The 23,255-nt window shown below is 61.4% G+C and carries 18 protein-coding genes, 6 tRNA genes and 1 other RNA gene; 6 read left to right on the top strand and 19 right to left on the bottom strand.

What is annotated here, in order from left to right:
* Window positions 1-266: 266 nt before the first annotated feature.
* Together XpruCFBP8353_RS12940 and XpruCFBP8353_RS23440 are read left to right on the top strand one after the other, a co-directional pair.
* Window positions 267-689 carry a hypothetical protein gene (locus XpruCFBP8353_RS12940; RefSeq protein ID WP_101363584.1) on the top strand — a complete coding sequence of 141 codons (423 nt, stop codon included), beginning with the start codon at window positions 267-269 and terminating at the stop codon, window positions 687-689.
* A 19-nt stretch (window positions 690-708) separates the two neighbouring features.
* Window positions 709-933, top strand: coding sequence for a hypothetical protein (locus tag XpruCFBP8353_RS23440; RefSeq protein WP_133125649.1), 225 nt, complete (start codon window positions 709-711; stop codon window positions 931-933).
* 71 nt (window positions 934-1,004) lie between these two features.
* Here XpruCFBP8353_RS23440 and XpruCFBP8353_RS12945 read toward each other — a convergent pair whose 3' ends face one another.
* From XpruCFBP8353_RS12945 to XpruCFBP8353_RS12960, 4 genes are all read right to left on the bottom strand, one after another.
* Window positions 1,005-1,499, bottom strand: coding sequence for a hypothetical protein (locus XpruCFBP8353_RS12945; RefSeq protein ID WP_076738310.1), 495 nt, complete (start codon window positions 1,497-1,499; stop codon window positions 1,005-1,007).
* A 27-nt stretch (window positions 1,500-1,526) separates the two neighbouring features.
* Window positions 1,527-2,726: a site-specific integrase gene (locus XpruCFBP8353_RS12950; RefSeq protein ID WP_101363585.1), complete on the bottom strand. Its 1,200-nt coding sequence runs from the start codon at window positions 2,724-2,726 to the stop codon at window positions 1,527-1,529.
* Between the two features lie 1,623 nt (window positions 2,727-4,349).
* The gene (locus tag XpruCFBP8353_RS12955; protein WP_101378142.1) at window positions 4,350-5,801 is read right to left on the bottom strand and encodes a site-specific integrase; all 1,452 of its coding nucleotides are present in this window, start codon (window positions 5,799-5,801) and stop codon (window positions 4,350-4,352) included.
* Between the two features lie 80 nt (window positions 5,802-5,881).
* Window positions 5,882-5,972: transfer RNA gene (locus XpruCFBP8353_RS12960), tRNA-Ser, on the bottom strand.
* Window positions 5,973-6,167: 195 nt separating this feature from the next.
* On the opposite strand from XpruCFBP8353_RS12960, the gene XpruCFBP8353_RS12965 reads away from it, so the two are divergent.
* A complete protein-coding gene (locus XpruCFBP8353_RS12965; RefSeq protein ID WP_101363587.1) occupies window positions 6,168-6,872 on the top strand; it encodes a PP2C family protein-serine/threonine phosphatase in 705 nt (234 codons plus the stop codon).
* Window positions 6,873-7,173: 301 nt separating this feature from the next.
* Here XpruCFBP8353_RS12965 and XpruCFBP8353_RS12970 read toward each other — a convergent pair.
* From XpruCFBP8353_RS12970 to XpruCFBP8353_RS12985, 4 genes are all read right to left on the bottom strand, one after another.
* A non-coding RNA gene (locus tag XpruCFBP8353_RS12970) (sX9 sRNA) lies at window positions 7,174-7,249 on the bottom strand.
* Between the two features lie 60 nt (window positions 7,250-7,309).
* A complete protein-coding gene (gene dnaQ, locus XpruCFBP8353_RS12975) occupies window positions 7,310-8,044 on the bottom strand; it encodes a DNA polymerase III subunit epsilon (RefSeq protein ID WP_101363588.1) in 735 nt (244 codons plus the stop codon).
* Between the two features lie 8 nt (window positions 8,045-8,052).
* Window positions 8,053-8,505, bottom strand: a complete 453-nt coding sequence (rnhA, locus tag XpruCFBP8353_RS12980) for a ribonuclease HI (RefSeq protein WP_101363589.1) — start codon at window positions 8,503-8,505, stop codon at window positions 8,053-8,055.
* A gap of 27 nt (window positions 8,506-8,532) precedes the next feature.
* Window positions 8,533-9,189: a hypothetical protein gene (locus XpruCFBP8353_RS12985; protein WP_101363590.1), complete on the bottom strand. Its 657-nt coding sequence runs from the start codon at window positions 9,187-9,189 to the stop codon at window positions 8,533-8,535.
* 12 nt (window positions 9,190-9,201) lie between these two features.
* On the opposite strand from XpruCFBP8353_RS12985, the gene gloB reads away from it, so the two are divergent.
* Both gloB and XpruCFBP8353_RS12995 read left to right on the top strand, forming a co-directional pair.
* Window positions 9,202-9,969, top strand: a complete 768-nt coding sequence (gloB, locus tag XpruCFBP8353_RS12990) for a hydroxyacylglutathione hydrolase (RefSeq protein WP_101363591.1) — start codon at window positions 9,202-9,204, stop codon at window positions 9,967-9,969.
* Window positions 9,966-11,144 carry a lytic transglycosylase domain-containing protein gene (locus tag XpruCFBP8353_RS12995; protein WP_101363592.1) on the top strand — a complete coding sequence of 393 codons (1,179 nt, stop codon included), beginning with the start codon at window positions 9,966-9,968 and terminating at the stop codon, window positions 11,142-11,144. Before gloB ends, XpruCFBP8353_RS12995 begins: the two co-directional genes overlap by 4 nt.
* A 684-nt stretch (window positions 11,145-11,828) precedes the next feature.
* Here the strand turns inward: XpruCFBP8353_RS12995 and XpruCFBP8353_RS13000 are convergent.
* From XpruCFBP8353_RS13000 to XpruCFBP8353_RS13045, 10 genes are all read right to left on the bottom strand, one after another.
* Entirely contained in the window at window positions 11,829-13,799 is a 1,971-nt protein-coding gene (locus tag XpruCFBP8353_RS13000; RefSeq protein WP_101363689.1) for a peptidyl-prolyl cis-trans isomerase, read from the bottom strand.
* Window positions 13,800-14,051: 252 nt separating this feature from the next.
* Window positions 14,052-14,128, bottom strand: a tRNA-Asp gene (locus XpruCFBP8353_RS13005).
* A 93-nt stretch (window positions 14,129-14,221) separates the two neighbouring features.
* Window positions 14,222-14,298: transfer RNA gene (locus tag XpruCFBP8353_RS13010), tRNA-Asp, on the bottom strand.
* Window positions 14,299-14,326: 28 nt separating this feature from the next.
* A tRNA-Val gene (locus tag XpruCFBP8353_RS13015) sits at window positions 14,327-14,401 on the bottom strand.
* Window positions 14,402-14,412: 11 nt separating this feature from the next.
* On the bottom strand, window positions 14,413-14,685 hold the full coding sequence (locus tag XpruCFBP8353_RS13020) for an HU family DNA-binding protein (protein ID WP_002806049.1): 273 nt from the start codon (window positions 14,683-14,685) through the stop codon (window positions 14,413-14,415).
* A gap of 213 nt (window positions 14,686-14,898) precedes the next feature.
* Entirely contained in the window at window positions 14,899-17,370 is a 2,472-nt protein-coding gene (lon, locus tag XpruCFBP8353_RS13025; protein WP_101363593.1) for an endopeptidase La, read from the bottom strand.
* Between the two features lie 144 nt (window positions 17,371-17,514).
* Window positions 17,515-18,801 (bottom strand): ATP-dependent Clp protease ATP-binding subunit ClpX, encoded by a 1,287-nt coding sequence (gene clpX / locus XpruCFBP8353_RS13030; RefSeq protein ID WP_046963201.1) that lies wholly within the window; start codon window positions 18,799-18,801, stop codon window positions 17,515-17,517.
* Window positions 18,802-18,926: 125 nt separating this feature from the next.
* On the bottom strand, window positions 18,927-19,553 hold the full coding sequence (clpP, locus tag XpruCFBP8353_RS13035) for an ATP-dependent Clp endopeptidase proteolytic subunit ClpP (RefSeq protein WP_002806026.1): 627 nt from the start codon (window positions 19,551-19,553) through the stop codon (window positions 18,927-18,929).
* 92 nt (window positions 19,554-19,645) lie between these two features.
* Window positions 19,646-20,938 carry a trigger factor gene (gene tig, locus XpruCFBP8353_RS13040; RefSeq protein WP_101363690.1) on the bottom strand — a complete coding sequence of 431 codons (1,293 nt, stop codon included), beginning with the start codon at window positions 20,936-20,938 and terminating at the stop codon, window positions 19,646-19,648.
* A gap of 200 nt (window positions 20,939-21,138) precedes the next feature.
* Window positions 21,139-21,223, bottom strand: a tRNA-Leu gene (locus tag XpruCFBP8353_RS13045).
* A 249-nt stretch (window positions 21,224-21,472) separates the two neighbouring features.
* Between XpruCFBP8353_RS13045 and XpruCFBP8353_RS13050 the strand changes: the two genes are divergently transcribed.
* Window positions 21,473-22,741: a two-component system sensor histidine kinase NtrB gene (locus XpruCFBP8353_RS13050; protein ID WP_101363594.1), complete on the top strand. Its 1,269-nt coding sequence runs from the start codon at window positions 21,473-21,475 to the stop codon at window positions 22,739-22,741.
* A 427-nt stretch (window positions 22,742-23,168) separates the two neighbouring features.
* On the opposite strand, the gene XpruCFBP8353_RS13055 is transcribed toward XpruCFBP8353_RS13050, so the two are convergent.
* Window positions 23,169-23,244: transfer RNA gene (locus tag XpruCFBP8353_RS13055), tRNA-Lys, on the bottom strand.
* Between the last annotated feature and the right edge of the window lie 11 nt (window positions 23,245-23,255).

Genomic DNA, 23,255 nt, shown 5'->3' on the forward strand with positions numbered 1-23,255 from the left:
TAGTCATCGCCGCGGCGGGCGACTGCCACAGATAAACAAAAGCCCCCTTGCGGGGGCTGATGCGAATCTGGCGGAGAGGGGGGGAGTCTAAGCCACATCACTCCCAAAACCCTTGCAGCGCAAGACTTAGCGCCCGAGGCACCCACGCAAGGTGTCCAAGGAAGTGCCCACGATATCACCGCCATCCAGACGCCACAACGCAAGATCCGCGCATTCAGCCTGTACAATTGCATCGCGCCAAGGTAGGCGCGCCCACAGGGGGATCAATGAAGAAAATTACAGGGCTCGCCTGCGTTCTTCTGGCAGGATGTGCGACAAGTGCCGCGCCGAATTTCTTTAACGGCAACTATTACATGGCTGGGGACGCGACCTGCAAGCAGGTCCGGGCCCTCTCGCCCACCCGAGTCATGTGCATCGACAAGAAGGGCAATGACACAGGCTACCGCGACGCATTGACTGCTGAACAATTGCAGATGTACCACATGCAAATGCAGTACCAGCAGGCTCAAGCGCAACTGTATAGCCAAGAACTCCAACGCTCCAATCAAGCCCTTCAGAACAGCACCCAGCAGTTGCTACAGCAGAGTCAGCAGTACACTGCGCCTCAAGTGACCCCCATAACTCCACCCGGCGGATATCAAACGCGCTGCCTTGTAAATGGGATTTACGTTAGTTGCAGGTCCAACTAAGACGAATTCGGAGAGCGTAATGGGCGACTTTGAGCGCACCTTCGGGGCGGGGGCAAATCTCGATTCTATTATCGATGGATTTAATCGAGATCACTTCCGTGAGCAGCGATCCTCGCGCAGCAGTTCAACGCCTAGAAAAAAAACGTTCAAGACGTTTCGGGAAGCCAGTGACTGGGCGAAAAATAATCCGGGACGTTCTTTTGGGCGCGTCCCTGGTACGGATGAATTTGAGCCCAAGGGATGATCAAATTTAGTTTGAGTCCGCCCCTGTTAGGCCGACGGCTGGCGTACTAGCCAGCCGTCAAACGGTTCGCCTTATGCTTGCTCTTCCTGTTCCTCTACCCAATCTAAGACCGCGCGCATCTCTCTCTGGTCGTAGTAGGAAGGCGCAGAACGTGGCTCAAACACTCCGTTAGCAATCGCGGCATCAAAATGATGGCGCGCGGCTTCATAGTTCGGTACATGCAAGCGCTTGATCAGTTCCAGAACCTCGCTCTCTTCCGAGAAGCGCTTATCTGCTAGGAACGACAGTAGCGTAATCAGACCATCGGGACCCACGAAACTGGAAAGCGGCAGGTCAGCAACGGTGTATCTCTTGGCGGCAAACCACTGGTCCTCATCGTGGTAGCACGCGCTTTTCCGATCCGCATTTGGGGATGCGTGTCGGTGGTGGACAAGGCGAAGATGGTGGGCACTTCGCTGAATGTCATCGGGTCCGTTTCGTCCGTTGAGCCACTCTACCCAGCCATCATCAACGCTGAGGATCGGATTGCCACACTGATCGCAAGTCCACGGTGCATCGACTTCCATATTTGCCCCCTGTTGGTCGTTGAGCCTCTATTTGTAGCGTGGCCGAAGACCGGCGGCAAGTGGCGTTTGTGGTGCCCGCGCAGATGCAGGCACCTGGACGGGCGAAGCCCCCACCAAAGCCGCTTCTGCCTTTAATTTCTTCGCCTTTTTATGCTTTCTTGCTTTGGTACGTGCGGCCTTGGTTACCGCCACGTTTCTTATCGGTCCGGACACACTCGCGCGAGGCCGCTGACCACCCCGGCCGCGCCGCTTTGTACCGTAGGACATGAGGGACGCGGTTGATCGGTGGCCCATAATTTTCGCAGCCGTCTCCGGCGTAGCCTTGCCTTCTGAAATATCTGCTTTCAGATCGCTGCCGACGGCATGGCGGAAGGTGTAACAACTCATGCCTTGCACCTGAAGCGCTCGGTTGAGACTTCTATAGTCGGCGTCTGTCGTCGCAAGCGTGTAGTGCCCGCCACGCTCGGCGCACAACAGAGTAAGTCCTTGAACAGCCTTGCCGCCCCCCGACAGAGGGAAGGCCAAGCGGCGCTTTTCGTGGCCCCGTAGTGCGTCCACCTTCGCTCCAATTATTTCTATGCCGATGCCGCTGGGCTCTCCATGCTTGTCCCTCAACAATTTCACACTAACCCCGGCCATCAACTCTGCCGGGCGGCATCCCGTCAGCGCCAACAGCGCCAGACGCTCGCTGTGCCGCTCTAGGAGCCTCGTTCCACGGTGCCTGCTGTCCAGCAGCGCACAAGCAGCGGTGTCGGCTGTCGGCGCACCGCTGAGGCGCTTGGACTTGTCCACCGGCTTGCGGCCCTCCGTTTCTATTTTGAGGGCCTTCGCCGCCCAGGCTTCTCGACCGGCCGCCAAGAATTGGGCATCAAGTGCAACCGCCAATTTCCATGCTTCTGCGGTGCATTGTTGGGCATGAGCCAAGTCGCCGGATTTGCGCGCCTGTTCGGACAGTGCGCGCCATGCCCGCACATCCTCGGCCATTGCCCAGCGGCACGCCGTGCGCAACTTGTTCCAATGCTGCGCACTGTTCGCCTTCTCCCATGCCGTCACTCCCTCGCGTACCAATCTCGTGTATACGCGCCGGTACTCGTCTGACGTTTCCGCCATTAGCGCGCGCTCCGGACACTCGGCCAGAACTTTCCGCGTGTACTTGTCGGCCTCCAATGTCCACGGCTTACCGGTGGCAATGGCCTGCCTGCGGTGCCACTGTTCATCGCGTTCCAATTTTTCTTTGTGCTTACTCGTCCACCCGTCACACAGGGGTGACGGGCGAACATCGTGCGCACGTTCGCCCGTTTCATAATCTGAAACGAGCGCGGGGGCTGTGCCCCCGTGTGGCCTTATGGGGTTACGCTCTCGCTTCACCCCGTCCACACTCCCCCCATTCTCGGACGGTATAACCGTCCGAAAATGGTTTGAAGCATGTAGGGCTGAGGGTGATTTCTGTTTCATATTTTAATTGAAACAGAAAAACGAAAGCGCGCAATGGGTGCAGGCCACCAAACTCCTGCGCGCTGGTGAAGCATCAAACGGCTCGCTAGCGCTGACTAAGCGCGAGCGTCGCCAGAGGTGCGGACGCTTGGTGCCGTGTGCAAAGGAAAGCGCAGCGATGGGGCGTGTGGGCGTTGCGACCGGAAGCGTGTCGGCGCGCGGGGTCAGATAAAAAAAGCCGCAGGGGCCGATAGATGTTGGGTGTGTGTTAGTGACTGTCCTGAACGTATGCACATGTCGCACCTCCGGTGTTGTAACGCCGTGTGTCAGTTTTTCTGAAAAATCACCCCAAGACCATTGCCCCGCAAGGATTTCGGCGTGTACACGCGCGTGTGACGATCTGAGACGAAAAAATGGCTGATAGCCGAGCGCCGCAACGGTTTCATCGTGTGCCCTTCAAACACGGGAAATCACCCATTGAAAAAGGGGCCGTTTCCGGCCCCTTCTTCATACGCATCAATCATCAAGAAATTGAGTTTAATACTTTATCGGCCATTGACTCTTCTATTTCAAGCCCCACGTGTGGGGCAAATTGAGCCGACAAGGTCAAACTAGCATCACTGCGAAATATGTCAATAGCGATTGATTGACAATTAAACAATAAACCCCGCTTGACAATCAAGCGAGGTTTATTATGTTGAATACATGGCCACACGGTTGACAGACCATGTGGCGAGTAAGGCAAAAAGAGACTTTGCGCTACCCAAGCAGTTGCTCCTACCCCTTCAAGGTAGCAACGAACGCAAAAAAATCAAGCCCCTTTCTCGCCCACTTCTCTGCTCAACCGATAGGCCATCGGATATTGAAGAAACGGGGCAAGTAACCACGCCGCAAATATTCGGGACTGTCGCGCAAGGCGGGGATTATTGAACACGGCGCACTGCATAACTAGGTACGAAGGGCTGGACGATTTCCCCCCGACGCACTGGCCCTGACCAGGTTCAAGGCGGAGTTTATTCCGCGTACAGGGCTGGCAACACCGATAAACCGTGTGTTGCTTGTGGGCTACGGCAGGGTGGGTTTGAAATCACATTCCGGGTGTTCACAGACAAGTTCGTTGCCCTTGGGGGAGTTTTCCCTGCGGGAAAACGAATAACATCTGTGAACACCCTCAAGCCAAAGCTAAAAGCAACATTGTGGATAAATCCACCCCTAAGTCTAACGACCTAATACTTTAGAAAAGCTAGGTTTTTCTAGTGGTAAAGCTTTACTGCGCCATGGAAAGCCAATAAATAAAATACAAGCCCGGAGGGGCGTAATGAAATGAAGCCGGTGCGCGCGCACTCAAATGGGATTGTCGGGCTGGTATGGAATTATAAAAACAGGCGGGGACAGAGCCCCGCACGCATCCGCGCTTTAGGCAGGAGCAAACAGAGGCGTCAGCGCCGCCACTTTTACCACACCCAAATTTGCCCAGTCCAGTGCTGGAAAACACTGCGCAGCCAAGACGGTCGGGGACACCTTCTTCCCATAGACCGCCGAATGATCGTCATCAAGGTCACGGCCTCCTTCGTGTCCGACGTAGGCGACACGAAACTCCTTGCCCACCAAGCCATCTTGCATCCGCTGAATGACTGTCTTGCGGAAACTGTGCAGTCCAATACGCCCATCGCCACGAGCGGAGATTTTCAGCGTATCGCTCAGCAGATGACTGAACGCCTTTTGAGGGCCATTGGCCGGGCCGTTCTTGGCGTCGAACGTCAGATTGGGAAACAACTTGCTCTCACCATCATCTTGCAACCTTTCGACCAACTTCCACAGCCCCAGCGCGAGCAAGTCCGGGTGGATTGGGATCGTCCTTTCACTGGCCTCCGTTTTGAGACTCTTATCCGCGCCTTCGGTCGTAATATGGATGCACTTGACCCCATCCACAACCTTGAAGTCGGCCAATTCCAATTGCGCGATTTCATTGGAACGAGCGCCCGTGTACAGCGCGATCATGGCAACCCAACGGGATGACTGTCGGCGCATAGCCTTCAGTGCTGGGAAAGCGAAAATCATTTTTAGTTGGGCGACTTCAAAAGGCTGCCAACCGGTCTTTTTGGACTGGAGTCGCTTTGCTTTCTTGCTGACCTTGATATGGCCTCGGGCAATGTTGTCACCCTTGGGGTAGTAGCCTGCCGCCATGGCCCAGTCAAAGAACAGCGACAGCCAACGCGTCTTTGTTTCAATATAACTATCCGTCAACGGCTTGCCGGTCCGCGCTGCGGGAGTTTGCTTCAGACTGATGACCCATTCCGCGCAATCAGTCTTGGACAGATCGCCCATTGCCACCCGCGCCGGTGAGCGCTTACGCGTGGAGTTCTTCCACGCTACAAAAGCTTTCACGGCCTCCAACTTCTGACCTGGAGTCTTACGGGCCCCACTGGTCAAGGTCTTGGACCATTTTTCGACAGCCATCTCCAATGCGATGCGAGTGGACGCGGACAGCGGCGCACCGCCAACACAGGCCACCCCTTGCGCGTTCAGCAACCGGACGGTTTCCAAAGCCGCAGCGTTGTCCTGCGCCGAACCGTCCGTTTTGACTGTGTAGCCGTGAGGACCGGCTACTACTTCAAAGTCAGCCTGCCCCTTCTGCGCGCTGCGGAGCAGTTCATCCACGCTCTTTGCCATATCCCCTCCTTGAAGGGCCACAGCATAGCGGGAGGCGAGCACAAGGGCTTGCAGATGCGCCACACGGGCATCACGCGTACCGAGCGAGCGCTTGACCACCTTGAGGCCCAATGGGCCTTGGAAGCGCTTAGGAACCTTCCAGCGGAAGTGATAGACCCCAGTGGGGGATAGAACAAGGTAGTTCGGCAATCGCATGAGAGTGTCCAAGCGAGTGCCCAAGAGCCTAAAAATGAAAACGCCCGCAAGTCATTGACTGGCGGGCGCTTCATCTAATCTGGCGGAGAGGGGGGGATTCGAACCCCCGAGGCGCTATAAACGCCTGCCTGATTTCGAGTCAGGTACATTCAACCGCTCTGCCACCTCTCCAGATGGTCCCCAGTGTCCTGGGGCCGTGCATCATACGGGCACACGGCCCCCGCCACAAGCGGCCCGGGCCGGCGTTGATAGGACGGCCCTCGCCCAGGCGTGAACCGGCACTGCGACGCCCGTGTCCGGTATGTTGCCGCTAACCGGCCGGGCCGCGATGATGGTGGCGCATCTCCTCCTTGGCGACCCGGCCCCATGCTCGAATTCGGACACCTCACCCACGTCGGCCTGCGCCGTGACCTCAACGAGGACACCTATTACGGCGACAGCGAGCTGGGATTGTGGCTGGTGGCCGACGGCATGGGCGGGCATGCCTGCGGCGAAGTGGCCAGCGCACTGGCGCGCGAAACCATCGTGCGGGAAATCCGCGCAGGCACCCCGCTGGCCCAGGCGGTGCGCATCGCCGACGAAGAGATCATCAAGACCTCGCGCCGCTGCAACGACACCTTGCCGATGGGCACCACGGTGGTCGCCGCACGCGTGCTGGGCCAGCGTTTCGAAGTGGCCTGGGTTGGCGACAGCCGCGCCTACCTGTGGCGCGATGGCCGGCTGGCCCAGCTGAGCCAGGACCACAGCTATGTGCAGGAACTCATCGCCCAAGGCACGCTCACCAGCGAGCAGGCGCGCGCGCATCCGCATCGCAACGTGGTGACCCAGGCACTGGGCGTGACCGACCCGGCGCATCTGAATGTCGCCACCATGCAAGGCGAACTCAAATCCGGCATGCAGCTCCTGCTGTGCAGCGACGGCCTGACCGAAGAAGTCGACGATGCCGCAATTGCGGCGACCTTGGCGCAGGCCGATTGCAGCGCGCAGGAATGCGTGGAATGCCTGGTCGCCGCGGCACTGGATGGCGGCGGCTCGGACAACATCACCGCGATCCTGGTGCGTAGTTACTGACGGTGCGACCGGCTGGACTGCGTGCACTGACGGGCGCACAGCGGATACGCGGGATCGCCAGGGACTGTTTCGGCACGTGCGACCGCCCGGCGTCTGCAGTCAAAAAGATCGCCATCGCTCACCACGCTTTGCCAACCAATCTGCCAACCGGCGAAGTCACACCTTGCGTGACCATTCGCAAGCAGCGGCGTGCTGAGGCGGCATACGCACACAGCCATCACTGCAGCTGAAAGCCCAGGTGCAAAACAGAGGCGGCCGTTCTTCTCCAACGGCGGCACATCTGCGCGAAATGCCCTGGATCGGCTGACGACATGTAGCGACCAACCGTCAGGTGGGCCTAGACGGTGCGCAAGACCTGCAGCGTACAAGTGGCACATGCAGCACCGAGCATCGGCCGTGCCGCCTGGCGGTCAGCGCAGCCGTTTCGTTAGCCGCTCTCACCCGGCAACGGCGAGTTCTTCGACCGGCGGATCCCACAACGCACGCCCGGCCTTCTTGCGTAGTTGCGCCAGGCGCGCCTCGTGCGCCTGCGATTCGGAGGCGGTCACCGCAACGCGCGGACGCGGCAACAGCAGCGCCGGGTCGAACGCGATCACGCCGCTCGCGGTGTCGGCCTGCTGGCCAGCGTCGGCGCTGGCAAACCCGATTTCCTCCTGACCGGAGGTCAGCGCGATATACACATCGGCCAGGATCTGGGCATCGAGCAAAGCGCCGTGCAACTGGCGATGCGAATTGTCCACGCCCAGACGCTTGCATAAAGCATCCAACGAATTGCGCTGCCCCGGATAACGCTCGCGCGCCATCATCAAGGTATCGACCACCGTGGCGCGCTCGACGATGCGGCCGTAGTTATCGCCCAGCAGCGCCAGTTCGTTGTCCAGAAAACCCAGATCGAACGCAGCGTTGTGGATGATCAGTTCCGCGCCCTCGATGTAGGCGAGAAACTCGTCCACCACCTCGCCGAACAGCGGTTTATCGGCAAGGAATTCCAGAGTCAGCCCAGTCACTTCCTGCGCGCCTGGCTCGAAGTCGCAATCGGGCTTCAGATAGCGATGGAAGTTATTGCCGCTCGGGCGCCGCTCCAGCAACTCCACCGCACCGATTTCGACGACGCGGTTGCCCTTGCGCCATTCCAGGCCGGTGGTTTCGGTATCGAGAATGATCTGACGCATGTGTCCTCTTACGATGTTGCACGGCCATCGCGCTGGGCGGTGGCCTGATTGCGGGCGAGCACGTCGACGCGCTCGTTGTCGGGGTCGCCATTGTGGCCTTTCACCCAGCGCCAATCGATGCTGTGGCGTTGCGTGGCCGCGTGCAGCCGCTCCCACAACTCGCGATTCTTTACAGGATCGCCGCCGGCGGTTTTCCAGTTGCGCCGCACCCAGCCTGGCAGCCACTCGGTGATGCCCTGGCGCACGTATTGCGAGTCGGTATGCAACACGATCTGGCACGGCTCGGTCAGCGTCTCCAGCGCCATGATCGCCGCTATCAACTCCATGCGGTTGTTGGTGGACACGGCCTCACCGCCGGCCAGTTCCTTTTCGCGCCCGTTGTAACGCAACAGGGCCGCCCAACCGCCCGGCCCGGGGTTGCCGAGGCAGGAGCCATCGGTATGCACTTCAATTGATTTCATCAGGTTCCAGAGTTGAACGTAAACAGGTCAGATCGTGGCCACCGGTTGCGGCCAACGGGCTGGCAGCGCAATCGGTGTCGGGCCGATCGCCGCGGCAGCGCGCTTTTCCACTTGCAGCAAATACACTGCACGCCAGGGTGCGCGGCCGGGGTCGGTGGACGCGCCGCCGGTGCGCCAGATCGGCCCAAGGTAGCGTTCCGCTTGCACGCGATGCAGACCGGCACGTTGCGCCAGCAGGCGCCAGCGATCCGGGCGCAACGCGACCGGTCCACGCCGCGCCCAGCGGAACCGGTAGGGGCTCATCGGATTGAGCGTGAACAACCACAGCCGGCCGCCTGGCATCAGCAGCCGCTCACATTCGGCCAGAAAGTCCGCTGCCCCGCCAACCACTGCATGCTGCACCACGATCGCCTGCAGGCTTTCGGTCGGCAACGGAAACGGCATCCCACAGCGCGCATCGCCGGCGAAGCGCCCGGCGCTGCGGTGCAGCCGCAGACCGCGCCCTTGCAGCGATTCGCGTGGGGGCAATTCGGTCGTCGGGGTCAGCCATAACCAGGGTTGCGACGGACGCGTCTGCAGCGCCTCCAGCGCCGATCGACGCTCCAGCTGAAGCAGGCTGCGCCCCGCACCGGTTTCAAACCAGGATGAGACGCCAGCTTGACGGGAGAATGGCGGGGCAGGCATGGTCCCAATTCTATGCGACTGATCGCCCTGCCCGCATTCGACGACAACTATATCTGGGCGCTAGTCGCTGCAGATGGCCGCGCCATCATCGTCGACCCCGGGCAGGCAGCGCCGGTTATAGCCGCCGCCAAGCGCGAAGGTTTGGTTCCCAGCGCCGTCCTGCTGACCCACCACCATGGCGACCACATCGACGGCGTGGCCGAACTCCAGCAGCATTGGCCGGGCTTGACGCTGTTCGGCCCGGCCGACGAGCGCATCCCGGCAACGGCGCACCCAGTGGGTCATGGCGAGCGCTTGAGTCTGCTTGATGTCGAGTTTCAGGTGTTCGAAGTCCCTGGCCACACCCGCAGTCACATCGCCTTCGTCACCGACGGTCACCTGTTCAGCGGTGATACCCTGTTCAGCCTAGGCTGTGGGCGGATGTTCGAAGGTACCGCTCCTCAGATGTTCGACTCGTTGCAGCGCCTGGCCTGCCTGCCTGGCGAAACGCTTGTGTGTTGCGGCCACGAATACACCTTGGCCAACGCAGCTTTCGCGCTGCACGTCGATCCCACCAACGCTGCCTTGCAGCGCCGTCAACAGGAAGCCCAGGCCATGCGTCATGCAGCCCGTCCTACCCTGCCGATTTCGCTCAAGAGTGAACTGGCCACCAATCCGTTCTTACGCACCAACCGCCCCGAGATTCGCGCCGCAGTGGCACCGCGCGCAACCGGCGCACTTTCCTCTGAAGTTGATGTTTTCGCCGAACTTCGGCGCTGGAAAGACGAATTTCGCGCATGAGGCGCCTGGTTTTGGCAGTGCTGGCCGCCTGTTCGGCCATTGCACCGGCAGCCGCTTCGCCCAACGACGCAAGCGCTACGACCGCGAGCAACGCCGCCGCGCAGACCAGCGCACCCGGCATACGCAACGGGCGTGAGATTTTTTCGTCGTTCCTCGAGGGCCGCGCCGACCCAGGCTGCGACAGCGCACATAGCGACAGCCGGTGGGAACAGCATTTTTCGCGTGCCCCGGCGCGCTTGGCCGACGATGGACAGGATGTCTTGCCGCTGTTCGGTTATGTGGTCGATGAGCTGCGCAAAGCCGACATGCCGACCGAATTTGCGCTGATTCCGTTCGTCGAAAGCGGCTACCGCCCCGGCGCACGCAACGGCAGCGGCCCTGCTGGCCTGTGGCAATTCATCGCCACCACGGCGCGCAATCACCAAGTGCCGGTTGGCGCGCAGTACGACGGACGCCTGTCGGCGGTGGACTCCACCACTGCGGCGGTGCGCTACCTCAAGACCCTCTACGGCATGTTTGGCGGCGACTGGCGCCTGGCGCTGATGGCCTATAACGCCGGCGAGTACCGCGTGCTGCAGGCAATGCGCGGCGCCGGGATGAACGCGCAGAACGCGCGCCCGTCCGAATTGCCGGGCATGTCCAAGGTCACCTACGAATACGTGGAAAAACTGCACGCGCTCGCCTGCGTGCTCGATCATGCGCAGCAGCAGGGCAACCTGCTGACCTCGCTGGATCGCCCCGTGCCCGTCCTTACCGAACATGCGCTGCCGGCGGGCACCAGCCTCAACGCCTGGGCCGGGCAGCGCGCAATCGAGCCGCAATTGCTCGCCCGCCTAAATCCCGCCCTTGCCGGCGCACGCGCCGCACCGCGTGGCGTGCATGTCCTGGCTCCGATCGCGCTGGCGCAACCCGGTTCTAGCAGCGCCGTGGTCGCATCCGCCGATATGGGACGCGACGTCATGAGTCACGATGCCGCGCCGACCGTCGTTGCCACGGCAGCCAGCAAAGCCTCGACCTCGCCAACCCGCACCCACACCGTGCGCAATGGCGAATCGGCCTGGGCAATCGCCCGCCGCTATGGCGTCACTGTGACGACCCTGCTCGCCAGCAATGGCCTGGACAAGAGCGCCATCCTGAAGCCGGGCATGGTGCTGTCGTTCGACGATTCGCCGTGAGTTGTATGGACTGAGTCGCAGCGCGCATTCGCGCGCTGCAGTGCGGTGCAAGCAGGCCACCGGCCGCGCGATCGCGACGATAGCGAACTCTGCGTACCAAACCCGATGTATCCAGACCGCTTCGTTTCCGGGTGATAGGTTCCAAGAGCTAGCGGCGTCGAGAGGGACACGGTTAGCCCTTGTCTCACGCCTGGCGCCCGTCACTCCAAAGAGCCGACTTGGTCACCTCAGGTGCGAGTGAAGCTTCGGCAAAAAATCAAAGTCTGCAAATTTCTCTGCGGTGCACGTCATGGTATTCACGACGCGCACTGCTGAATCAGCCATGCATCGCCGCCTGGCTGATCTAGCCGCTGCATATCACCCGCACGACACCTCAGGTGTATTTGCACCACCACTGCCACCCGTGCAGTTATCGCAGAGTCGATCGTCAGCAACCAGTCACTGCCAACGTCATGCGACCCAGCTGACAACCCGGCGATTGGCGATTGGCGATTGGCGATTGGCGAGCCTAAATCGCAACTGCCATCAGCCAGCGGAAGCACGCAAACGCCGACGGCAAATCGATACGCAGTGCGTGTCAGCTCAACATCCCTTGCGCATCCGCCGACCCGCCTTCTGCCACCAAAAACTCAAAGAAAAAGCCCGGTTACCCGGGCTTTTTTGTCATCCATCGATCACTCAGCCTTACAGCTGCGCTTCTTCGATCTGGATCTTGTAGCGCTTGCGCATTTCCTTGACGTAAGCCTGCGCAGCGTTGTTGCCGTCGATCTGGCTCAGCTGCTCACGCAGCATCGCCTGCTGTTCGGCCGGCATCTGCTTCAGATCGCCCGGAGTGGCCTTACTGATGACGAAGACAGCGAAGCGCCCGCCATCCAGCTCTACCTTGCCAACCGACGGCTTGCCTTCGGTCGGTCGCGGCGCGCTGAAAATCGCGCGGTTCGCGGCCGGGGTCGGGATCGGCGCCGTCCGCGGCAGCCCCGGGATCGGCTGCACCTGCAGTTTCTCGCTGGCGGCCAGCGCCTGCAGCGTCTCACCCTTCTGCACACGTGCCAGCAAGGCATCGGCCGCAGCCGCGGCGGCCTTCTCGGCACGGTCAGCACGGATCGCCGCCGTCACCTTGTCGCGCACCTTGTCCAAGGGCAACGCCTGTTCGGCGGTGTGATTGGTCACACGCAACACCACGCTATGGTTCGGCGCGATGGTGATCGGATCGCTCACCGTGCCGTCCTGCACCAGCGTTTCAGAAAACGCCGCGCGGAGCACGGCTGGATTGGCGGCAACACCGCTGGCATCAGTGCGCGAGAACGGCCCCAGCGTCTGCACCGGCAAGCCGACCTGCTTGGCCGCCGGCTCCAGCGCGGTGGGATTCTTGTAGACCTGGTCCACCAACTTGCCGCTGATATCAGCAAATGCCTTGTCGGCATCGGCCTTCAGCTGCTCGGCAGCCAGCTGGTCACGCACCTGCTCGAACGACTTGCCCTGGCCGCCCTTGACCTCACGCAGCTGGATCACGTGGTAGCCGAATTCGCTCTTGATCGGGCCCACCACCTCGCCAGCCTTCATCGAGAACAGTGCGTCCTCGAACGGTTTGACCATGGTCCCCTTCTCAACCCAACCCAGGTCGCCACCGGCATCCTTGGAGCCGGGATCCTGCGAATTTGCCTTGGCAAGCGCAGCGAAATCGGCGCCCGGCTGCTTGGCTTCGGCGGCGAGTTTGGCGGCCTTTGCTTCGGCAGCCTTCTGTGCTGCCGCATCACTGCCGGCACTGATCAAGATGTGCGATGCAAGGCGCTGGTCCGGCTCGACGAAGCGCGCCTTTTCTTCTTCATAGCGCTTGCGCAGCGTTGCGTCATCGGCGGCAGTCGCCGGCGGCATCGTGGCGGCGTTGAGCTCCACATATTCGATCGTGACGGTTTCCGGCTGACGGAAGTCCTGGGTGTGCCCGTCGTACCACTGTTTGATCTGCGCATCGCTCACCGGCGCGGTATCGACGGCCGGCGGCAGCAGCATTGCCAACTCCACATCGCGCGTTTCACCCATCAGCTTGAGCAGACGCTCGAACTCGGACTTGGTGGCAAAGCCGGATTCCGCCACGGCCTGCGGGATGACCGACTGCTGCAGGCTATCGCGCACCAGGGCGTCGAACTGTGCAGGCGTGCGCGGCGGCGTGCCTTGCGCGAGGGCGGCGCGGTACTGGTCGGGACTGAACTTGCCATCGACCTGGAACGCCTGAATGTTGGCGATGTAATCGCGCACGGTGGCATCACCGATGACGATTCCCGCATCTTCCGCGCCCAGTCGCACCACCTGTTCGTCGACCAGTTGGTCGAGTACCTGCAGCTTGTTTTCGCGGGATTCGAACGTGCGCGGATCGAATTTCTCGCCCTGGCGCTGGCGTTCCTGCATGCGCGCCTGCTCGAAACGCGCGCGGAAATCCTGCGTGCTGATTTCGTGGTGCTGCCATAGCAGCGAGACCGGCCACCATGATGGTGCCGATTTCCACCAATTCGGCGGCGCCTGCACCTTGGCCACGTTATTGGCGCCAATGCCGCCCAGGTAGCTGTTGTCGATGACGAACAGGAACGGAATCATCAGCAACCCCAGGATGGCGGTAGCGATCCAGCCTGACGTCTTGTCGCGAAGTTTCTGCAGCATTGGCAAATCACGGCCTGTGGGCGAGCCGCGCAGTGTAACGCGCTTGACGCCAAGCACCCAGCCCATTGCCCGTTAGCACAGTGCCGTGGCGCATCGATCGGCGCCAGGGGTTCACTTCGGTAACGAAAGGCGGACACGAAAGCGTCGAACGCATGACCCGACGCCGCATTGCCGATGCACGACTCAATCCGCACCATTGACGCAAACCCAAAAAAAAAGCCCCCGGCGCAAGGCCGAGGGCTTTCGTATAACTGGCGGAGCGGACGGGACTCGAACCCGCGACCTCCGGCGTGACAGGCCAGCATTCTAACCAGCTGAACTACCGCTCCGCTTTAAACTTGGACATCGTTCTCAACCCCATCCGCAGCGCGAATGTCGTAGAGAAAACGAAGCCCCCAATTGCTCAGGGGCTTCGGTGTAACTGGCGGAGCGGACGGGACTCGAACCCGCGACCTCCGGCGTGACAGGCCAGCATTCTAACCAGCTGAACTACCGCTCCGCGCTTGAAACGTTTGCCTGGTGCTTAATGGTGGGTGCTGAGGGTTTCGAACCCCCGACCCTCTCCGTGTAAGGGAGACGCTCTACCGCTGAGCTAAGCACCCTAGCGAGTCGATTAGTTTACTGCATCCTTCAGGGCTTTACCAGCCTTGAATGCAGGATTCTTCGAAGCCGCGATCTTGATGCTGTCGCCGGTCTTCGGATTGCGGCCGGTGCGCTCAGCGCGCTCGCGGACCTGGAAGGTACCGAAGCCAACGAGGGTGACGGCGTCGCCCTTCTTCAGTGCCTTGGTGATTTCGCTCACAACCGCGTCGACAGCACGGCCAGCTTCAGCCTTGGAGATGTCAGCGGCAGCGGCAACGCCATCGATCAATTCGGTTTTATTCATTCTTGAAACTCCCTTTGCGGCAGATGCCGCGGAATCGACAATCGGCGCTCTTGCCGTTAGCGAAGAACCCGACACAAGTGGTATCGCGTGACGCATCGCATTTGCCGCGCCCACGAGTCGTGCATTTATACCAGCGCCCCCAACTGCACGCAAGCCAAAACCCAATAACGACGCGGGTTTTGGCTTGTTTTGCGGGAGCCTAGACAGCCCCCGTTAGTGCTTGACGCGGGTGCCGGGTGTGCTACGCGACTTGCCGCGCACGGCGACGCGCGAGGCTGTCTTGCGGGCTTTTTCCTTACTGGCCTTCTTCGGCGTCAGCGGACGCTCCAGTGCCAGATCGAGCACCTCGTCAATCCACTTCACCGGCACGATCTTCAGATCGCGGGTGACGTTGGCTGGGATGTCGGCAAGATCCTTGCGGTTCTCGTCGGGAATCAACACGGTGCGGATACCGCCGCGCAGGGCCGCCAGCAACTTCTCCTTCAAGCCGCCAATCGCCGAGACGCGACCACGCAAGGTGATCTCGCCGGTCATCGCCACGTCCGCGCGGATCGGCACCCGGGTCAACACCGACACCAGCGAGGTCACCATCGCGATACCGGCGCTTGGGCCGTCCTTCGGTGTTGCGCCATCGGGCACGTGCACGTGCACGTCCTGCTTCTGCAGGAAATCCACATCGATGCCGAGCCGCTCGGCGCGCGAACGCACCACCGACAACGCTGCCGATGCCGATTCCTTCATGACGTTGCCGAGCTGACCGGTGAGGATCAGATTGCCCTTGCCCGGCACCAGCGTCGACTCGACCTGCAGCAGCTCGCCGCCGACCTCGGTCCATGCCAGACCCGTGACCAGGCCGATTTCGTTTTCTTCTTCGGCACGGCCGAAATCGAAGCGACGCACGCCCAGGTACTTGTCGAGATTCTTCGCGTTGACGGTGACCAGCGCCTTTGGCTTGCCCTTCTTGGCGACCACCTTCTTGGCCGCGGGCTGGGGACCTGCCAGCGCGATTTCCTTGACCACCTTGCGGCAGATCTTGGCGACTTCGCGTTCGAGATTACGCACACCCGATTCGCGCGTGTAATACCGCACGATGTCCTGGATGGCGTCGCTGCCGATCTCGATCTCTTCCGGCTTCAAGCCGTTGGCCTTGATTTGCTTGGGCACCAGGTAGCGCATCGCGATGTTGAGCTTCTCATCCTCGGTGTAGCCGGGGATGCGGATGACTTCCATGCGGTCCAGCAGCGGGCCTGGAATATTGAGCGAGTTGGAGGTGGCAACGAACATCACCTCCGACAGGTCCAGATCGACCTCCAGATAGTGGTCGTTGAAGGAGTTGTTCTGCTCCGGATCGAGCACCTCCAGCAACGCCGACGACGGGTCGCCACGGAAGTCCATCGACATCTTGTCGATCTCGTCCAGCAGGAACAGCGGGTTCTTGCTGCCGACCTTGTTGAGGTTCTGCACCAGGCGCCCGGGCATCGAGCCGACATAGGTCCGGCGATGGCCACGAATCTCGGCCTCGTCACGGATGCCGCCCAGGCTCATGCGCACGAACTTGCGGTTGGTCGCCTTGGCGATCGACTGCCCGAGCGAGGTCTTGCCCACGCCCGGCGGCCCGACCAGGCACAGGATCGGCCCCTTCATCTGCTTCACGCGCGACTGCACCGCCAGATACTCGAGGATGCGCTCCTTGACCTTGTCCAGACCGTAGTGATCGGCGTCCAGCGTGTCTTCGGCAACCTTCAGATCCTTGCGGACCTTGGTGCGCTTTTTCCACGGAACGCCCAGCAGCCAATCCAGATAGTTGCGCACCACCGCCGCTTCGGCGGACATCGGCGACATCTGCTTGAGTTTGTTGAGCTCGGCCTTGGCCTTGGTCTCGACCGGCTTGGGCATGCCCGCTTCGGCGATCTTGCGTGCGAGTTCTTCCAGCTCACCGGGCGCATCGTCCAGGTCGCCCAGCTCCTTCTGGATCGCTTTCATCTGCTCGTTGAGGTAGTACTCGCGCTGGCTCTTTTCCATCTGCGACTTCACACGGCCGCGGATGCGCTTTTCCAGCTGTTGCACGTCGATTTCGCCGTCGACCAGCCCGACCAGCAATTCCAGCCGCTCTCCGATGTCGGTAATTTCCAGCAGGCGCTGCTTGTCGGCCAGGCGCACCCCGATGTGCGCGGCGATGGTGTCGGCCAGGCGGCCAGGCTCGTCGATGCCGGCCAGGGTCTGCAGCAGTTCCGGCGGCAGCTTGCGGTTGGTCTTGACGTACTGTTCGAACAACGACATCAGCGAACGCGCGATGGCTTCCACTTCACGCGGCTCGCGGCCATCGCTGGCCTCAACTTCGGTGCCCTGCCCCTGCAAAGCGCCGTCCTGCTCGACAACCTTGTCGACGGTGACCCGCGACAGGCCTTCGACCAGCACCTTGATGGTGCCGTCGGGGAGCTTGAGCAGCTGCAGCACCTGCGCCAGGGTGCCGACGGTATACAGATCGCCGGCCGCCGGGTCATCGGTTTCGGCCGACTTCTGCGCCACCAGCAGGATGCGCTTGTCCGCCTCCATGGCTTTTTCCAGCGCACGCATCGACTTGTCGCGGCCCACGAACAGCGGAATCACCATGTGCGGAAACACCACCACGTCGCGCAGCGGCAACACTGGCAGATCGAGAACTTCTGGTTGGGACTGGGCCATGGGGCGCTCCGCAGGAATGGGGATTTTGGGGCAATAAAAATGCCGATGGCCCCGTTATGGGGCCATCGGCGAGGTGTTGCAAGTAGCACTCGGAAAGCCTTTAGCCGCGAGCGAGGCCAGGGCCTGGCGAGGCGGTGACGAGGCTCAGTCGCCGGACGCAGCCTTGGCCGGGGCCGGTTGCGCCTGGTAGATCAAATACGGCTCGGATTTGTGCTCGATCACCGACTCGTCCACGACCACCTTGCTGACATTTTCCTGCGAGGGCAACTCGTACATCGTGTCCAGCAGCACCGATTCGACGATGGTGCGCAGGCCACGCGCGCCGGTCTTGCGCTTGAGCGCCTTCTTGGCGATCGCAGACAGGGCGTCGGGGCGGAACTCCAGCTCCACGCCTTCCATATCGAACAGCTTCTTGAACTGCTTGGTGATGGCGTTCTTGGGCTCGGTCAGGATCTTGATCAGCGCCGGCTCGTCCAACTCCTCGAGCGTGGCGACCACCGGCAGGCGGCCCACGAACTCGGGAATCAGGCCGAACTTGATCAGATCTTCCGGCTCGACCTCGGCCAGGATCTTGCCCACTTCCTGCTTGCGCTCGCTGCTCTTGACCTTGGCACCGAAGCCAATGCCGCCAGCATCGTTGGAACGCGCCTGGATCACCTTGTCCAACCCGGCGAACGCACCGCCGCAGATGAACAGGATGTTCTTGGTGTCCACCTGCAGGAATTCCTGCTGCGGATGCTTGCGCCCGCCCTGCGGCGGCACCGAAGCGACCGTACCTTCGATCAGCTTCAACAGCGCTTGCTGCACGCCTTCGCCGGACACGTCGCGGGTGATCGACGGGTTCTCGCTCTTGCGCGAGATCTTGTCGATTTCATCGATATAGACGATGCCCTGCTGCGCCTTCTCGACGTCGTAATCGCACTTCTGCAGCAGCTTCTGGATGATGTTTTCCACGTCCTCGCCCACATAGCCGGCTTCGGTCAGCGTGGTGGCATCGGCGATCGTGAACGGCACATTGAGCAGGCGCGCCAGCGTTTCGGCCAGCAGCGTCTTGCCCGAACCGGTCGGACCGACCAGCAGAATGTTGGATTTCGCCAGCTCGACATCATCGTTCTTGCTGCGGCTCTCGATACGCTTGTAGTGGTTGTACACCGCCACCGCGAGCGTGCGCTTGGCGCGCAATTGCCCGATCACGTATTGATCCAGCACCTCAAGAATCTCGCGCGGCTTGGGCAGGCTGGAACGTGCCGACTGCGCCTTCTCTTCGAGCTCTTCACGGATGATGTCGTTGCACAGCTCAACGCACTCATCGCAGATGAATACGCTGGGACCGGCAATCAGCTTACGGACTTCATGCTGACTCTTACCGCAGAACGAGCAGTAGAGAATCTTGTTGCTGTCGCCGGAACGACCTTGGCGGTCTTCGCTCATGCTTCTGTTACCCAGTTACCCCACCCGATGCACGGGGGTTCGATTTCGAGAATAGCACAGGGTCGGGAGGACATTCGCCCCGCCCGACCCTGCCGGTTTTTCCTGCAATTTCAAAGATCTAGCGATCAAGACGGCTGAATCGACTCTTCCGGACGACGCTCGAGCACCTGATCCACCAAGCCATAAGCCTGGGCATCGACCGCGCTCTTGAAGTTGTCACGCTCGGTGTCGCGCGCGATGGTCTCCAGGGACTGGCCGGTGTGCTTGGCCAGGATCTCGTTCAAGCGCGAACGCAGGGTCAGGATCTCGCGGGCATGGATGTCGATATCGGTCGCCTGACCCTGGAAGCCGCCCAGCGGCTGATGGATCATCACGCGCGAATTCGGCAGCGCATAGCGCTTGCCGGCGGCCCCTGAGGCCAGCAGCAGCGCGCCCATCGAGGCGGCCTGGCCGACGCAGATCGTGCTGACGTCCGGCTTGATGTACTGCATGGTGTCGTAGATCGCCATGCCGGCGGTGACCACGCCACCGGGCGAGTTGATGTAGATGCTGATGTCCTTTTCCGGGTTATCCGCTTCCAGGAACAGCAACTGAGCCACGATCACGTTGGCCATATGGTCGTCGATCGGACCGACCAGGAAGATCAGACGCTCCTTCAGCAGACGCGAGTAGATGTCGTACGCACGTTCGCCACGGCTGGTCTGCTCGACCACCATGGGCACCAGGTTCAGGGCTTTGGTCACAATGCTCATCAGTCTTCCTGTTGTGGCAGCGGTTTGTGCCGCTGCCCGTGTTCGACATCCGCGCCCCTGACCGCAGGCGCGGTTCTTCTCTTACTGCCGAATCAGACGCGGATGGCGTCCTGGAACGACAGCGACTGCTCGGTGTGCTGGGCGCGCTCGGCGATCCAGTCGATCACCTGCTCTTCCATCACACGGCTCTGCAATCCATTCATCAGTTGGGGGTCGTTGCGGTACATCTCAATGACCTGTTCCGGCTCTTCGTAGGTCGAGGCGATCAGACGCAGCGTTTCGCTGACGCGTTTGGATTCCAGGCGCAGTTCGTTACGACGCGCCACTTCACCCACCAACAGCCCGACCAGCACGCGCTTGGCGGCCGCGTCCATGAACCCCTGGTGCGCGTCGGCCGGCACCTGACCCGGATCGCGGCCGCTGCGGCGGACCTGCTCAACCTGCTGGGCCAGCATCGAACGGGCTTCGTTCTCGACCAGACGCGGCGGCATTTCGACGTGCGCATAGGCGGCAATCAGCTGCTCGCCCACTTCGCGGCGCAGACGATTCATCAGCGCCCCCTTGAGCTCGCGCTCCAGGTTGGTGCGGATGTCGGCGCGGAATTGCTCGGCATCGCCACTCTTCACGCCAAAGCTCTTGATGAACTCCTTGTCCACTGCCGGCAGCACCGGCTCGGACACCTCGACCGCCTTGACGTGCACCTGCACGGTCTTGCCGGCCAGCTGCGGCACGCGCCACTCGGCCGGGAAATCGACGGTCAGGGTCTTGTCTTCGCCCTTGGTCAGGCCTTCCAGGCCCTTTTCGATCTGGTCAAACATGACGCCCGAGCCCAGCACGCTGCTGCCGGTTTCCACGCCTTCGGCGGGCAAACGCTCGTCGCCAGCCTGCGACCAGGTCTCCAGCGCCACCAGGTCACCGACCTGCGCACCGCGCTCGACCGGATTCCAGGTGCGGCGCTGCAGGCGCAGGTTTTCGATCATCTGATCGATATCGGCATCGGTCACTTCAGCGGTGGCACGCACCACCGACAGCTTGGTCACGTCGATGTCACCGAAATCCGGCACCACTTCGAAGGTGGCGACGAAGTCGAAATCGGTTTCGCCCTGGTCGATGCGCGGGTTGCCGGCCAACCGCAGCGAGTGCTCGCGCACTGCCGAATCGAAGGTTTCACGCAGCAGGCCTTCCATCGCCTCGGCACGCACCTGCTGACCAAAGCGCTGCTCGATGACCTTGGTCGGCACCTTGCCCGGGCGGAAACCCTTGATGCGCGTGGTCCGCGCAAGTTCGCGCAGGCGGCCACCGACATGCGTCTCCAGGCGCTCCTGCGGCAGGGTGAAGGTCAGGCGGCGTTCCAGATTGCCGGTGGATTCGATCGATGCTTGCATGTTGACTCCTGCCACCGACTGCACAAGCGTCGGCACGAGATGGAAGATGCGGGTTGACGGATGGCGAGAAAGCCGCCGAGCCTTGTAGTTTCGCCGATAACGGCGGCGGCTACCAGCGGCATGCGCGTCGCGGCGTCACGGACAGGACTCAGTGGTTTGCGGGAGATGCAGCGGCCGGAACCCACACGGCCGCACGACACTGGTGCGAAAGGGGGGACTCGAACCCCCACGCCTTACGGCGTCAGAACCTAAATCTGGTGCGTCTACCAATTCCGCCACTTTCGCAATGCCGCAGGTGCCCGGGTATTGTTGCAGGGATGCCCGCAAAGAAAAAGCGTTGCGAGGGGCTGTTGAGCGCGATGCGGCAGTGGAAGGCACGGCGGGGCTGCGTCATACGCAGATGTGAGACTCCACGCCGCCCCCACAGGCGTGAACAGCCTGAATCCAGACCAAGCTCGTCCGTTCTGCACCCACTCCGCAGCAGCAGGATTTGCGAAAATTCCGTTAATTTCAGCCTAGAGGCAGCCAGTCGCGATGAGAGACCGATACCGCCAGATCGTGGCACTGTCGCGCGATTGCATCAAAGAGATCGATCTGGACGGGCAAATCACCTCGGTCAACGTCAACGGGCTGGCCGAACTCGGCGCCACGTCTGCGGACCAACTGATCGCTCGGCCGTGGCGCGAGCTATGGCCGAGCGAAGCCGCCCACCTGGTGGATGCGGCCATGGCCGAGTCGGCAAAAGGCGCGATCCAGGAATTCGAAGCCAGCTGCGTGAACCTGGCCGGCGTGCGCCAGACCTGGCACGTCGTCACCAGCCCGTTGTTCGACGAGCAGGGCAAGGTCGAGGCGATCTTGGCGGTGAGCAAGAATGTCTCCGATCGCCGCGCGCTGGAAGCAGCCTTTCATACCCTGGACAGCACCCTGGCGGCAGAGCGCGCGTTTTCCACCAGCGCCCTGATGCTGGCGCGCGCCCGAGAAACCTCACTGTCGACCGAGCTGCACAGCTTGCGCGACCTGCGCGAGCGCATCGAAGGCGACCTAGACATTGCGCGCGCCGCGCAGAATGCAGCCGAGAAGATCTCCGAGCAGGCGCAGAAAGGCGAAGCGGTAGGACAACTGCTGGCCGGCGTGGTGCACGATTTGAACAACGTGCTGCAGGCGGCCACATCGGCGATCGATTTGGTGGTGCAGCGCGCGCAGATCGACGCACACGACGCCAAGCTGCTCAGCGTGGCCGACGCGGCGCTCCAACACGGCTCAGTGATGGCGCAGCGCCTGGTGGGTTTCTCGCGCCAATACCCCTACAGCCCCGAAGCGGTGGATCTTGCCGAACTGGCACGACAGCTCAGCCCGCTACTGGAACAGGTCGTCGGCGCAGAGCTGCGGTTGCAGCTGCGCACCGCCGCCGGCGGATGTTGCGCCATGGTCGACCGCCACACCGTGGAGCGCGCCATCCTGAATCTGGTGATCAATGCGCGCGACGCCTGCGCCAGCGGCGACAGCATCAGCGTGGAAACCGGCGACACCTTCGTCAGCGAAGACCAGGCGCAATTGACCAAACCGGCAGGGCATTACATGACCATTGCCGTCGCCGACACGGGGCACGGCATGGACAGCACGGTGCAGGCGCATCTGTTCGAGGCCTACTTCACCACCAAGCACGCTGAAAAGGGCGCCGGCCTGGGATTGGCGCAGGTCTATAGCGCGGTACGGCAGGCGGGCGGATTTGTGGACGTCACCTCGGCCCCAGGCCAGGGCGCGCGCTTTGTGCTGGCGTTTCCGCGCGTGCAGCGAGGCTAGGCGCTTGCACTAATAGCCTTGCGCGGGGTGGATGCGTGGCATGACTGCCCTGCATTGCTTGCAGATTGCGTAACGCACACTGCGGGACGGCCTCACAGCACACGCAATGACGTGGCGCCGAAGTGGCGCACGGCGATATTTCTGAAATCACTGACAATCTGACCAGAAATTGATCCGTGCCAATGGCGATGGGAATCGCCCGTCGAACCCGCATCCCGGTCTAGCTACGTATTCGAAAAAATGCGTGAGAAAGCGATCTGTGCGATGCCAAGGCCAGGCATCTGCGCTCCAGGCAATAGCGCCACGTTGCAACAACATCGCCATACAGAGCGCTGAGTGTCTCGTTTATGGCAAGCGCAACGCGCGCCTTTCTGTTTTTGCCCTGGAAAAAGAAAAGCACCTAGGCAGCTGCCTAAGTGCTTTTATTTGGTGGGCCGTCAAGGATTCGAACCTTGGACCTATTGATTAAGAGTCAACTGCTCTACCAACTGAGCTAACGGCCCTGAAACTGGTC

It is taken from the genome of Xanthomonas prunicola (assembly GCF_002846205.1).
In the GTDB taxonomy this organism is placed as follows: domain Bacteria; phylum Pseudomonadota; class Gammaproteobacteria; order Xanthomonadales; family Xanthomonadaceae; genus Xanthomonas; species Xanthomonas prunicola.